Annotated in this window: 15 protein-coding genes; all 15 read right to left on the bottom strand. The window is 57.7% G+C overall.

Translation table 11 applies throughout. The features are described 5' to 3' along the window. Positions 1–81 precede the first annotated feature (81 nt). Positions 82–1,212, bottom strand: a complete 1,131-nt coding sequence (gene flhB / locus G5171_RS05980) for a flagellar biosynthesis protein FlhB (RefSeq protein ID WP_005343971.1) — start codon at positions 1,210–1,212, stop codon at positions 82–84. After that, a complete protein-coding gene (fliR, locus tag G5171_RS05975) occupies positions 1,205–2,002 on the bottom strand; it encodes a flagellar biosynthetic protein FliR (RefSeq protein WP_421250594.1) in 798 nt (265 codons plus the stop codon). Before fliR ends, flhB begins: the two co-directional genes overlap by 8 nt. Continuing rightward, complete coding sequence (fliQ, locus tag G5171_RS05970) at positions 1,999–2,268, bottom strand: flagellar biosynthesis protein FliQ (RefSeq protein WP_005343969.1); 270 nt, start codon at positions 2,266–2,268, stop codon at positions 1,999–2,001. Before fliQ ends, fliR begins: the two co-directional genes overlap by 4 nt. A 25-nt stretch (positions 2,269–2,293) precedes the next feature. Then, positions 2,294–3,067, bottom strand: a complete 774-nt coding sequence (gene fliP, locus G5171_RS05965; RefSeq protein WP_216979260.1) for a flagellar type III secretion system pore protein FliP — start codon at positions 3,065–3,067, stop codon at positions 2,294–2,296. Next, complete coding sequence (gene fliO, locus G5171_RS05960) at positions 3,054–3,434, bottom strand: flagellar biosynthetic protein FliO (RefSeq protein WP_216979261.1); 381 nt, start codon at positions 3,432–3,434, stop codon at positions 3,054–3,056. Before fliO ends, fliP begins: the two co-directional genes overlap by 14 nt. After that, entirely contained in the window at positions 3,431–3,823 is a 393-nt protein-coding gene (gene fliN / locus G5171_RS05955; RefSeq protein ID WP_005343964.1) for a flagellar motor switch protein FliN, read from the bottom strand. The genes fliO and fliN overlap by 4 nt, the downstream gene beginning before the upstream one ends. 49 nt (positions 3,824–3,872) lie before the next feature. Then, the gene (gene fliM / locus G5171_RS05950) at positions 3,873–4,943 is read right to left on the bottom strand and encodes a flagellar motor switch protein FliM (protein WP_005343961.1); all 1,071 of its coding nucleotides are present in this window, start codon (positions 4,941–4,943) and stop codon (positions 3,873–3,875) included. A 7-nt stretch (positions 4,944–4,950) separates the two neighbouring features. After that, positions 4,951–5,466, bottom strand: coding sequence for a flagellar basal body-associated protein FliL (fliL, locus tag G5171_RS05945; RefSeq protein WP_216979262.1), 516 nt, complete (start codon positions 5,464–5,466; stop codon positions 4,951–4,953). 57 nt (positions 5,467–5,523) lie between these two features. Beyond that, a complete protein-coding gene (locus tag G5171_RS05940) occupies positions 5,524–7,449 on the bottom strand; it encodes a flagellar hook-length control protein FliK (RefSeq protein WP_421259950.1) in 1,926 nt (641 codons plus the stop codon). 66 nt (positions 7,450–7,515) lie between these two features. Beyond that, entirely contained in the window at positions 7,516–7,956 is a 441-nt protein-coding gene (gene fliJ, locus G5171_RS05935; protein ID WP_337072573.1) for a flagellar export protein FliJ, read from the bottom strand. Between the two features lie 27 nt (positions 7,957–7,983). Then, positions 7,984–9,315 (bottom strand): flagellar protein export ATPase FliI, encoded by a 1,332-nt coding sequence (gene fliI / locus G5171_RS05930; protein ID WP_005343955.1) that lies wholly within the window; start codon positions 9,313–9,315, stop codon positions 7,984–7,986. Positions 9,316–9,367: 52 nt separating this feature from the next. After that, positions 9,368–10,186, bottom strand: coding sequence for a flagellar assembly protein FliH (gene fliH, locus G5171_RS05925; RefSeq protein ID WP_421250597.1), 819 nt, complete (start codon positions 10,184–10,186; stop codon positions 9,368–9,370). Between the two features lie 69 nt (positions 10,187–10,255). Then, entirely contained in the window at positions 10,256–11,317 is a 1,062-nt protein-coding gene (gene fliG / locus G5171_RS05920) for a flagellar motor switch protein FliG (RefSeq protein WP_005343953.1), read from the bottom strand. After that, positions 11,310–13,016 carry a flagellar basal-body MS-ring/collar protein FliF gene (fliF, locus tag G5171_RS05915; RefSeq protein WP_005343951.1) on the bottom strand — a complete coding sequence of 569 codons (1,707 nt, stop codon included), beginning with the start codon at positions 13,014–13,016 and terminating at the stop codon, positions 11,310–11,312. The genes fliG and fliF overlap by 8 nt, the downstream gene beginning before the upstream one ends. A gap of 45 nt (positions 13,017–13,061) precedes the next feature. Next, on the bottom strand, positions 13,062–13,379 hold the full coding sequence (gene fliE, locus G5171_RS05910) for a flagellar hook-basal body complex protein FliE (RefSeq protein WP_005343949.1): 318 nt from the start codon (positions 13,377–13,379) through the stop codon (positions 13,062–13,064). Between the last annotated feature and the right edge of the window lie 51 nt (positions 13,380–13,430).

The following is a 13,430-nucleotide window of genomic DNA, read 5'->3' as shown; positions in this document are numbered from 1 at the left end:
TGCCAGATTAAAGCAAACATTAAGCCAACAATGCAAAACATTGAAATACAATGAATTTACTTTTACAGCGTCAGAACTTTGTCATTTGCGATATTCGGTCGGAATGGGGAGATCCTTGGCCAACGGCTGAGGACGGCGCCCCTGGCCACGGCGGAATTTCTTGAGCTGGAAGACATAGGCCAGAACCTGAGCAACCGCCGCAAACAGCCCTTCCGGAATCTCGCGGCCCAACTCGGTAGAGTGGTAGATAGCCCGGGTCAAGGCCGGTGACGGCATGATGGGTATCTCGTATTCTCTGGCTATCTCCCTGATCTTCATTGCAATTTCATCAGTGCCCTTGGCCACGACCTTGGGTGCGGCACCGGGTTTGCCCGCATCATACTTGAGCGCCACCGAGTAGTGGGTCGGGTTGGTGATCACCACATCGGCCTTGGGTACATCCCCCATCATCCGGCGCATCGCCATCTGCATCTGCAACTGGCGGATCTTGCCCTTTACCTCGGGTTTACCCTCGCTATCCTTGAACTCGTCCTTCACCTCCTGCTTGGTCATCTTGAGCTGACGCATATGGTTCCATTGCTGGAACGGCACATCGATGGCCACAATAGGCAACAAGGCACAGCAAAGGATGATCAGCATCCACAAAAAAAGGTCAAGGGCATCTATGATGCCGCCGGGAAAGCCCTCCATGGAGAGGTTGAGCAGATGATTAAACTGGCTTGAGAGCATCCACCAGGCAAACAGAGTAATGAACACCACCTTGGCGATGGACTTGACCAGCTCGATCAGTGACTGCACTCCAAACATTCGCTTGAACCCGCTGATGGGGCTCATCTTGCTGAATTTCGGCATCATTGCCTCAGTGGAGAAGTTCATTCCCCCCATCAGGATATTGCCGATAAAAGCCGCGATGGCGACCAGAGCGAAGAGCAGTCCGAGCGGAAACACCAGTTCCCCCAGCAGCGCCGGCACCATGGCTACCATGGCATTGGGATCGAAAGCCTGCTCTCTGTTTAGCGTGAAGCCCATAGTCACCACCTTGAGCATGGCGCTCGCCAGGTAACCCTTGATCAACAGCAGGCCAAAGACGGCTGACAGCAGTACGCTGGCAGTTCCCAGCTCTTTTGAACGTGCAATCTGCCCTTTTTCACGGGCTTGTTGCAGTCGTTTGCCCGTGGGTTGTTCGGTACGTTCCTGGTCGGTATCAGCCATTGACACCTCCGAAACATTGGGTGTCGATCAGCTCGCAACTGACCTCCTGCACCCGCTCCCACAAGGTGTCGAAATGGCCGAGGAAGCCGCCGATCGTAAGCCAGAGGATAAGCAAACCCGACATCATGCTGACGGCAAAACCGATACTGAAAATATTGAGCTGGGGGGCAGCCCGGGTCATCACGCCAAAAGCGAAGTTGATAAGCAGCAAAGCCACGATGGCAGAGAGAGCCATCACCAGCGAGGCCTGATACATGACCCCCAGGAATGCGCTCAGTGTTTGCATCGAAGAGACAGACAAACCGCTATCAGAGATGGGGAGCGTCTCAAAACTGAGGATCACCAGGCGCAGCATCACCAGATGACCATCGAGCGCCAGAAATACCAGGGTCGCCAGCATCAGATAAATCTGACCGACCACAGGGGCCGACTGGCCATTCATCGGATCCACCAGGGTGGCAAAACCCAGGCTGGTTTGCATGGCGATCACCTGCCCCGCCATCACGAAGCTCTCCATCAGAAACTGGGTCATCAACCCCAGCGCAATACCGATGAGCAGTTGCTGGCCCAAGACCAGAAAACTGCCGGCAGAGAAGAGCTCCACAGGAGGCATGGGAGGAAGCAGAGGAGCAACCAGAAACGTCACGGCTACCGCCAGCCCCAACCTGATCCGTGCTGCGACCAGCCGGCTGCCAAATACCGCCATAACCATGAAAAGGCTGCTTATTCTGGCCAGTGGCCAGAGAATGGCAGACAACCACTCCATGATCAGAGCGGTGGTATAGGTCACCCCACCACCTCGGGAATTTGATTAACCATCAGGATGAAGAAGTCCATCAGACTCTGCATTCCCCAGTGAGCACCGGCACCCAGCGCAAGCAGTGTCACGATGAGACGTGGCAGAAAGCTCAAGGTCTGTTCGTTGATGGAGGTAGCGGCCTGAAAGATGGCGACAACCAGACCTATAGCCAAACTGGGCAAGATAACGGCACTTACCATGATATTGACCAGCCAGAGCGCCTCACGAAAGACGTCGACAAAGGTTTCGGGACTCATGTTCTGGCTCCTTGCTCGCGACCGGTTAACCGGCACCCAGTCCGAAACTGTTAGCCAACGATCCCAGGATCAGGTTCCAGCCATCCACCATCACAAATAGCATCAGCTTGAAAGGCAGCGAGACGATCATCGGCGAGAGCATCATCATCCCCATCGCCATCAGGATGCTGGCGACCACCAGATCGATGACCAGAAACGGCAAGAACAGCATAAAGCCAATCTGGAAGGCTGTTTTCAGTTCGCTGGTAACAAAGGCCGGGATCAGCACACGCAGCGGCACATCGGCAGGCTTCTCTACCTGTACGTTGGCGATCTCCATGAAGGTATTGAGATCCTTTATCCGGGTCTGAGCCAGCATGAACTGGTGGATGGGCAATTCAGCCCGTTCCAGCGCCTCCTTGGCCTGAATGGTTTCGGACAGATAGGGCTGCAGCGCCTCATCATTGATACGATCCAGCACCGGCGACATGATGAAAAACGACATGAATAAGGCAATACCGATCAACACCTGGTTGGAGGGGCTCTGTTGCAGACCGATCGCCTGACGCAAGATACCCAACACTATGATGATGCGGGTAAACGAGGTCATCATGATGACCATGGCCGGCAAGAAGGAGAGCGCGGTCATCAACGCCAGCACTTGCAGGGTCAGGCTGTACTCCTGAGAGCCATCTCCCATGGTCTTGACTGTCACTGCCGACATACCATCCTGCGCCAACGCAGGCCAGGCGTAAAACAGCGGGATCAACAGGCAAGCCAGCCATCCGGTTTGCCACAACAAGCCGTTAGTTTTTTTCATGTTTGCCCATCAATTTACCCAGCTGCTGGGAAAATGCCTGCGGCTGCTGCTCGTCCAGCGGCTCCTCCAGCCGATAGAGAAAGTTGACCTGCTGTGGCGTCACCCCTAGCAGCAACTGCTGCTCACCCACCTTGACCACCAGCAACTTCTCCTTGTATCCCACTGGCAGCGTGGCGATCACTCTCATCTGTCCGCCCCCCATGGCGTTGGCAATCTTGCTCTTCTTGAGCAAAAAACCCAGCACCAAAATAAGCCCGATCACCATCAGGCTGGAGATCAGCCAAGAGCTCAGGCTGGGAGCATTTGCTGCCCCCCCCACCTCGGCAAATACCGGCAGTGGCAGCAACAACAGCAGCAGACGCATCATTTGAGTTTCTTAATCCGTTCAATCTGGCTGATGACATCAGTCAGGCGAATACCGAACTTGTCGTTTACCACCACCACCTCGCCGTGGGCGATCAGGGTACCGTTGACCAGCACGTCCAGCGGCTCGCCTGCCACCCGATCCAGCTCCACCACCGAGCCCTGGTTGAGCTGCAGCAGATTACGAATGCTGATCTGGCTGCGACCGACCTCCATCGAGATGGTGACCGGAATATCCAGAATGGTGTCAAGCTTGCGCCGCTCCTCGGCACTGATAGGGGCATCGTCCTTGAGCTCTTCCAGCGGAGCCGGTTTGGCTTCCGCCGTCACCTGCTCCTCCAGTGCTGCCGCCCAGGCATCAGCCATCAGATCCTCTTCCTCTGTTCCGCTCATCTTGTTTCCTTATACCGCTTCGTGACAGTCCATAACCGCAAACCGTCGATTAACGCTGTTGTTCTTCGATGCTGCGCTCAAGCTCTTCCAGCTCGGCCTCACCATCGATACGTACACCGCCCCGGGTCACCAGATGCATCTCGGTCTTGACCCCTTCCGGGCGCTTGAGCTTGTCGGTGATCTTGAGTGCCACATTCTCCTTCGTCCGCCCCATCTTGGCGTGGAAGGTGGGCAAATCTTCCACATAAACCAGCAGATGTTCAGGCATGTCGACCGGAATAATATCTCCCGGCTGCAGCTCCATCAGCTCACGCAGTGTAAGCTCGGTCTCCAGCAGTTTGGCCCTCAACTCGACTTTTACATCCATGATCTCGTCGCGCAGCGCCTTGCTCCAGCGCACGTCTGTATCACCCTTGTCACTCTGCACACCGGCATCAAGCAGTTCACGGATCGGCTCCAGCATGGAGTAAGGCATAGCCACGTGGAAATCACCGCCACCACCATCAAGTTCGATGTGAAAGGAGCTCACCACGATCACTTCAGTCGGGCTGACGATGTTGGCCATCGCCGGGTTCACTTCAGAGTCGAGATACTCAAACCCTACGTCCATCACCGGCGCCCAGGCATCCTTGTAATCCTCAAACACCAGTTTGAGCAACATCTGGATGATCCGGCGCTCGGTCGGCGTGAATTCACGTCCCTCAATCTTGGCGTGGTAGCGACCGTCACCACCAAAGAAGTTCTCCACCAGGATGAAAACCAGCCGCGCCTCCATGGTGATGAGTGCGGTTCCTTTCAATGGTCGGAAACGCACCATGTTGAGGCTGGTCGGCACGAACAGAGTGTGAACATACTCGCCAAACTTCAGCATCTGTACGCCGTTGATGGAGACCTCGGCGGTACGGCGCATCATGTTGAACAGGCTGATCCGCATGTGGCGGGCAAAACGTTCGTTCACCAGCTCCAGGGTTGGCATCCGGCCACGAACGATGCGGTCCTGGGAGGAGAAGTCAAACTGGGCAACACCGGGATCTCCGGCGCCGCCTATCTCTTCCTCTTCGACATCATCGACACCGTGCAAGAGGGCATCAATTTCGTCCTGACTTAACAGATCGCTCACGCTTCACCTACTGCATTACAAAGCCGGTAAACAGCACTTGTTCGATAACGGGGGAAGAGACTAGGTCCTTGAGCACCCGACGGCACTCTTCCAGTGAATCTTTGCGCAGCTTCTCCTTGCCTTCAAAGGTCATCAGCTGTTCGGCACTGGCCGCACTGAACACCCGCAGCAAGGTACCTTCAATCAGGGGAATATTCTGTTTGGCCAACGTCTCGTCGGCGGTGCCGCGCACCATCAACTGGATCTTGATCTGCACCAACCGATCCCGCTGGGCACCCGCGACGTTGAAGACAAAGGGGCGTGGCATCCCGACATAAAGGGATGGCTGGGGTGCTTCCACCTTGGGTTGGGCATCGGCTCCCTCCGCCGCTTCTGCAGGGGGCGCATCCGAGCCGGAGAGCATAAACCAGGCACCAGCTCCACCACCGCCCAGCAAAATAACCGCCAGGGCAATGATAATGATCAGCTTCTTTTTCTTGCCCGCAGCCGGGTCTTTTAGCGTCAATTCGTTATCGTCAGCCATCCCTTGTCCACCCTAGTCTCAAACTTGTTCGATATCATAAACTTACTCGGGATTGCATCAAGCATAGAAATCTATTCCAGAGCCGTTTGTCGATTCCACCAGCAAACTGAGGTTGGCTGTGGTGAGTTCTCCCTCAACCAGCCCGTTACCGGCATGTGACTGACCGCCACCCTGGCCCTGCTGCCCCTGCCCGCCAAAAGTGGGCTGACCCTGCTGTTGCTGCGACTGCTGTTGAACCTGCGTCTGGCCAAGCTGGATCCCCTGCCCTGCCAGCATTTCACGCAGACGAGGCATCGCCTGCTCCAGCATCTCGCGAGTCTGTCCATGCTGAACAACGAAATGGACGTTAGCCTGACTGTCCGCTCCAATCTGGATTTGGATCTTCATCTTGCCAAGACCGAGGGGGTCAAGCTGAATTTCCGCCTGTTGCAGTTTTTCGGCCAGCATCACGTTGACCTTCTGGTGCAATTCGGCAGGCGCTTCCTGACTGGCCAGTTTCAGATGGGGTAAATTCTGCGGTTCACGGCGCAACGTAGCCTCAGTGGCGGGCGCCCGGCTTTCGGCCACCTGTGGCTGGGGCTGACTGTTCTGGCCATGCTGCACAGTCTGGCTCTGGCTGCTCTCACTGTTCGATGTTGTAGCAACAAGACTCTTCTCCGCCTCACCGACCTTCGGTTTCAGCTCCTGCTGAATCGCTTTGCGCACCTCGTCGGTGCCGGTCACTTCCATCTGCTTGATGCCGGCTGAAATGCTCGACAGCGGTGCTTGTGGCCCCTGAGATTCGGCCTGGGCCAACACCTGCTGCGGCGCCACCATCACGGGAGCGGCAGTGCTATCGGTCTGAGTCGTCGCATTTACCGTCACACTCCCCTGAGCCGCGGCACTTTGCGTCATCATCACCGGTGCCGAGCCTTGATTGGCTACTGTGGTAGTGGCTGTCTGCTGACTCACCTCGGCGGCACGCTTCTCAGCCCCCTTGCCAGCCATGCCAAGGCTCTCAGCGATTGTGGTTACGGTGCCCGCATCAGGTTGCTTGAGCCCCTCGCTGAATGTCTTGAGTACAGTCCCCTGTGTCACGACTTGCGCCGTTGGTCCCTTGCCGGTCACCACACCATTGGCTGAGGAGCCGGATTTGCTGTCGTCCCCCTCTTTCGCTACGAGTGACTCAACAGACTTGGTAGTACTGGCCGACTCATCGACCGGCAGCACCTTGGCCAGCTGAGTCATTCGCTCTGCCCCCGTAAGGGGCTTGGTTGGCTTGCCATCCACCCCGAGCGGTTCTCCCTTGGCAGAGACTTTCTCCCCAGACTGCTGATCCGATGGGGGGGCAACAGCTTCCTCCTCAGAGGAGAAGGCCGCATGGGAGAGAACGACGGAGGATGATGCGTCGCCCTGCGCCACCACTCGCGCCGCAGAGGGCGATACTGTGGTGTCCGGGGTCGATGTGGCGGTCGTGGCCAACGGCGATTGCGCCCCGGTCTGACCAGCAAGCTGGCGGACAATCCTGGAAGCGGCAGGGGCCAGCGCGCTTTCATCAAGCCCAATGCTCTCCTGCTCACCCTCTTGCGGCAACGGATTGCCGTCTAGCGCAGTGGCGCTCTGTTGGGCTGCCACCACCAGCTGGGGTGTCACTAGCGAGGTATCAAGCTTGAGGGAGTCTTGCAGACGCAGCAGAAAGTCGGTAGCGGGAACCTCCTCCATCTTGTTGTCGGCGTCAGGATCCTGCTCCTTGCTGGGCTCCTCGTGGGGAGAGGCACTCTCGGTCGCCAAAGATTTGGCAGACTGAAGAGTCTTAACGCTCTGATTGCTATCAGCAACACCCTGTTCACTGCCCTGGACCTTTGCAATCAGCGAGGCGAAATCCCCCTTGCTCTCGCTCCCCACCATATCAATGCCATTGCTCTCGGAAGCGCCGTTCAGAGGCGCTTTATCCAATCCGTTAGCCGGAACCGAAGGCGTTTGTGTCAGCACTGTCTGCATCATGATGGCATCCCTGAATTCTGGCGGCCCCAACGAGATAGCCGCCGACAATGTCCAGATCAAAGCAAGTTACAGGCCAGCTTGATGAAAACGCCGCAACATGGCGTACTCATCCAGCATTTTCTGCTCCTGACGCAGGGCTTTCTGCTGCTCGCGGCTTGCCTGCTTCTCCAGCAACAGCTCTACCGCCTTGCGCCGCTGCTGAGCCGCCAGCCACTCTTCACGACGTTGCTCCAGAGCCTGACGTACCTGCAGCACCCCTTCGTATTGCTGGGTAGCAGCCTGCTCGAGCTTGTTGATAAAGGCGTGATACTGGCTGTTTTGCTGGGGCGAGATCCCCTGCAAACCTCGATCGGTCCACTGCTGGTGATAGATTTGGCGGTACTGGTTGAGAGCATTTTGCTGATCCATAAACAGCTTGAGGTCCTGCTGCGCTTTTACCAGAGCCAGAGCACACTGCTGCTCGGCCTCAGCCAGCCGCTCAGCCAACAATAACAACCCTTTACTCATTGCCTCACCCTCTCTTCCCAACCGTCATCAACGCATCAAGGGCATCGCCACCATCTGCAAGGCTTGCAGGCCATCATCGTAATGAATGACCTCACGCATCCCCTGCTGCAAGAACTGATCCAGATAGGGTTTTTGAATGATGGCTCGGTCGATACGCGGATCAGAACCCTGGCTGTAGGCACCGATAGTAATGAGATCCCGGTTCTGCTGATAGAGGGAGTAAAACTGCTTGAGGGTCCGCGCCAACTCCATATGTTCCGGCGAAGTGACCATGGGCATGACCCTGCTGATGGACTTTTCGATATCGATAGCCGGATAGTGGCCTGCGTCGGCCAGTTCGCGCGACAACACAATGTGGCCATCGAGAATCGCCCGCGCCGCATCAGCAATGGGGTCCTGCAGATCATCCCCCTCGGTCAGTACGGTGAAGAAGGCGGTGATGGAGCCCTGGCCGTCACTTCCGTTTCCCGCTCGCTCCACCAGCGCAGGTAATTTGGCAAAGACCGAGGGTGGATATCCCTTGGTGGCCGGCGGCTCGCCCACCGCCAGGGCGATTTCACGCTGGGCTTGGGCATAACGGGTCAGTGAGTCCATCAGCAGCAACACATTGAGCCCCTGATCGCGAAAATATTCAGCGATGGCCAGCGCCGTTTCACATCCCTTTAGCCGCATCAGCGGCGAGGCATCGGCAGGGGCCGCCACCACCACGGAGCGGGCACGCCCCTCCTCCCCCAGAATATCTTCGATAAACTCTTTCACCTCCCGGCCCCGTTCACCGATGAGGCCGACCACGACCACATCCGCCACCGAGCCGCGGGTCATCATGCCAAGCAGCACCGATTTACCGACACCAGAACCGGCAAACAGCCCCATTCGCTGGCCCTGACCCACCGTCAGCACAGCATTGATGGCACGTACCCCTACATCCATCGGCTGATGTATCGGGCGGCGAGAGAGCGGGTTGATGCGATGCTGAGCAAACTGCACAGTCCGGGAGGAGAGAATGGGGCCGAGGCCATCGAGCGGCTGGCCGATACCGTCGATGACCCGGCCAAGCAGGTTCATGCCAACCGGTATGCCATGCTCTTCGGTGACGGGCACCACCCGGGCACCGGGGATCACCCCCTTGAGCTGTTCGCTCGGCATCAGATAGAGGCGATCGCCCGAGAACCCCACCACTTCAGCCTCCAGAGTTCCCTCGAGAGTGTCGATGCGACACAAGGCTCCGATGGCGGCACGGCAACCGATGGCTTCGAGGGTGAGCCCCACCACCCTGGTCAATTTGCCGGCAACCGGCGGTTTGGGGGCGCTGTCGCGTACCTTGTACCCTTGCAACCGGTTCAGTAGCGAGCCGCTCATCTGGCCTCCTGGGAACTAAAAAGTGCAACCGGACGACATCGTCAGGCATCGGTTATGGGCGTGGATCCTGCGAAGCCGGGTTCTGCGACGCGTTGTCCCGCAAGAAGTTGCGCAGCAACTGATCGATGCGCCCGGAGAGGGTCAGATCGATGCTGGAGAGTTCAGTAGCCAGTTGCAGATCGCCAGGGGAGAGGGTGGGGTCACTCTGCAACCGCCAGTGGCGTCTGGCGCACTCGTCAGCGCCAAATGCCTGCTCGACTCGCGTGATATCATCGGGATGCAGCATCAGAGTCACCCCCTGCTCGGCGGCGGGCAACAATGCCAGCCCCTCCTTGAGTGCCTCCAGCAGGATGCGGGGAGAGGTCTCGGCTTCATGGCGAATGAGCGCGCGGGAAAGTTGCATCACCAGCGCGACCAGTTGCTGCTCTACCGCCTGATCCAGCTCAATCAGGGGATTGGCGAGGCGGGCGACGAGCCCCTGCCAGTGAGCGATCTCCTGCTCAACCAGATCGCGCCCCATGGCCAGTCCCTCTTCCCGCCCCTGCTCGAGACCGGCCGAGTGCCCCTGTTGCAGTCCCTCCAGCTTGCCCTCTTCGAGCCCTTTGGCATAGCCAGCCTCGCGCCCCTCGGCCATTCCTTCTTCCCAAGCCGCCTGACGGATCGCTTCGAGCTCTTCGGCGGTGATGCTGGGAGTCGGTTCCTGTTCGGGCTCCGGTTCCACCACCTCCTCTTCCTGTTGATACCAGTCAGGGGCAAGACCGAGAGCATTGGTCTCGGTCTCGACCGCCACATCCATTTCGGGCCAGCCCCAGGTCTCTACCCTGGTCTCTTCCCCTTCAGGCCGTACATAGCCACGCAGCTTGTTGTTCATCTATTCGCGCCGCTCCTTGCCATGACCGCATACTGGGCTGGCAGACAGGTTCCATGAGTTGGTCATGGTCTAGAGGAACTCCTCGCCACCGCCGGAGCCCAGCATGATTTCGCCTGCATCGGCCAGACGGCGGGCGATGGAGAGGATCTCCTTCTGGGCAGCCTCCACCTCGGAGACCCGGATTGGCCCCATGGCCTCCAGATCGTCTGCCAGCATTTCGGCCGCTCGTTTCGACATGTTCTTGAAAATCTTCTCGCGCATCTGATCGTCGGAGCCCTTGAGGGCGCGCTGCAGCAGATCCCCCGGCACTTCCCGCAGCAAAGTCTGGATACCGCGGTCGTCCACATCGATGAGATTTTCGAACACGAACATCAAATCCTGGATTTGCTGGCTCATCTCTTCGTCCGACTCGCGGATCGAGTCCATCAGCTGGCCTTCGATGTTGGTATCCAGGTAGTTCATGATGTTGGCAGCCGCTTTCAGGCCACCCATCTTGGCCGCCTGGGCACCCGCCGCACCGGCGAACTGTTTCTCCATGATGTCGTTCAACTCTTGCAATGCTGCCGGTTGCACCTCTTCAAGGTTGGCGATCCGCATCACCAGATCCAGACGCACCTGCTCCGGGAACTGGCTCAGGATCTCGGCGGACTGCTCCGGCTCCAGATAGGAGAGCACTATGGTCTGGATCTGCGGGTGTTCGTTCTGGATGATGCTGGCCACTTGACGGGCATCCATCCACTTGAGCGAATCGAGGCCGCGGGCACCGGAACCAAGAATGATCTGGTCCACCAGGTTGCTCGCCTTGTCCTCGCCAAGCGCGGCTACCAGTGCCTTGCGCACGAAATCTTCGCTGCCGATACCTATGTTGGTGTACTTCTGGATATCGTCGATGAATTGACGGTGCACCGCCGCTACCCGATCGTGGCTGAAATCAGACATGGATGCCATCGACATACCGAGCCGCTGTACCTGCTTGGGTTCGAGATGGCGGAAGATCTGGGCGGCATCCTCTTCGTTAAGGCTCAACATCAATACCGCCGCCATCTCCATACCGGACATCTGATCCAGCAACTGACGCTGGCTATCGGTGATATCGTTGCCGGTTACCTGGTTTTTACTTTCTTCAGGCATCTTTGGTTACCCACTCTTTAATGACCTGAGCGGCCAGATCCGGTTCGTTCGCCACCAGGGCACGCACCGCCTTGAGCAAATCTTCGTCACGATGCAGATCCGGCAGTTTCAGCTGGCCATCGCGTACCCCGAATACCTGCTCTCCCTCAACCTGAGCTGCCAACAAGCTGAGTTCGTCGTCACCACCCAGTACGGTGTGGTTGTCAAAGTCCACTTCCCCTTCCGGCTTGGCATCCGGATAGAGCAGCCGCTTGAGCATGGGGCGAACCACGGTGACGATCAAGACAATAATCACCAGTACAGATGCCGCAATCCGTACCGCACGCCAGAACCAGGGCTGATCGTAGAGCGGCACCTCGGCGACGGTATCAAGCTCGGGGCGATTGAACGGAATGGCAACTACCTCAAGGGTATCACCACGGGTTACATCAAAACCAAGGCCACCGCTGAGCAAACGACGCAGGGTATCGAGTTCCGCCTGACTGCGCGCTTCGCGGGTCACGGCCCCGTCAGCGCCTGGCACTGCCTTGTAATCCACGGCAACGGAAACGGTCATGCGACGAATGCCACCCATCTGGCGCCGGGTGTGGCTGACGGTGGTATCCAGTTCGAAGTTACGAGTCGCCTCTTTGCGAGAACGACCCGAAGCCGCCGCACCTGTACCATCACCGCCAGTGGCCTGTTCAGGGATATTGGACGCGGCAGGCGGCTGGTTGCTGAGGGCCCCCGGCACTCCGCCATTGCTGCCGCTGGAGCTGTTCTCTTCCAGCGTCATCTCGGAGCGCACCGCAGGCAGATCGGGATTGTAGGTTTTGCGAGTCTGTTCCTGCTGGGAGAAGTCGAGAGAGAGATCCACTTCCGCCGTATAGTTGTCGGCGCCGAGCACCGGGATCAGAATGGCGTCAATTTTTTGCTTGTACTCCAGCTCCTGCTTCTGCTGCATCGCAAACTCTTTGCGAGTCTGGGCAGAGACGGGATCCTGGGAACCGGAATTAAGCAGGCGACCATTCTGATCGGTCACGGTGACACGGGTCGGCTCGAGGCCATGTACCGCAGAGGCCACCATATCAACAATAGAGTCCACCTCCCCCTGCCCCAGTGCAGCCCCTTTCAGGTTGAGAACCACAGTGGCACTGGGCTTGCGCTCGTTACGGGCAAAGACGTTGTCTTTGGGGATGGCCAACAGCACCTGGGCCTTGGCCACATTCTGGAACTGTTCGATGGCGCTAGCCAGCTGGCGCTCGCGACTCAGCTTGAGGCGCTCGGTCTCCATCCGCTGGCTGACGCCAAAACTGGAGTCCTTGAGCAGGATATCCTCTCCACCATTGGTCACATCAGCCGCATTGGTGAGACCGGCCCGGGTCAGCGCCAAACGGATGCTGGCAAAGTTCTCGGCACTGACCAGCACGCTCTTACCGTCCACCTCATAAGGGATCTTCTGCTGATCGAGAAAGTCGAGGGTCTTGACCAGCTCCTGGGTGGTGTAGGTGCCAAGAGGGCGCATATCCGGCTCCTTGCCCCATAGCAAGATAAAGACGGCGATGGCCAGACAGATGGCAAGCCCCAGGATCAGCGTGATCTGGCGCAGAACATCGGTATTGGACAAGAATCCCAGTGCCGAGCTCTTCTGCTCGTTGGCATCGAGGGCGGCGGTGCCCTCATCATTTATCAGCAGATCGCCATTTTGGTCAGTTGCCACGATTTATGTCCTTATTGCTGACATGTCATGATGCACAGTCATCATTTATACCGGCATATTCATGATGGTTTTATAGGCCTCAACCATCTTGTTGCGCACCTGTACTGTCGCCTCGAAGGCGATAGAGGATTTCTGGCCAGCAATCATCACCTCGGCCAGATCCACCGACTTGTCGCCCATATCGAAACGGGTGCGCAGATCATTGGCGGCGCCCTGCAACTCGTTGACGTTACCGAGAGCTTGCTGCAACAGCAGGCCAAAATCAGAGGTCACCTGGCGGCCAGGCTGTGGCAGCGGGGTTGCACCGGCCTCTACCTTGAGTGCCTGCATCTCTTGCATCAGGCTGCTTGCACTTATTTCCATTTTCGTCCCCAGACAATTCATTGACGCTGACAGACCGAAAGCAATAAAAGT

Origin of the sequence: Aeromonas sp. 600774 (assembly GCF_049175075.1) — a bacterium.
Classification (GTDB): Bacteria; Pseudomonadota; Gammaproteobacteria; order Enterobacterales; family Aeromonadaceae; genus Aeromonas; species Aeromonas veronii_A.
The sequence above is the reverse complement of the archived record's forward strand: the minus strand, read 5'-3'. Positions and strand labels throughout refer to the sequence as shown.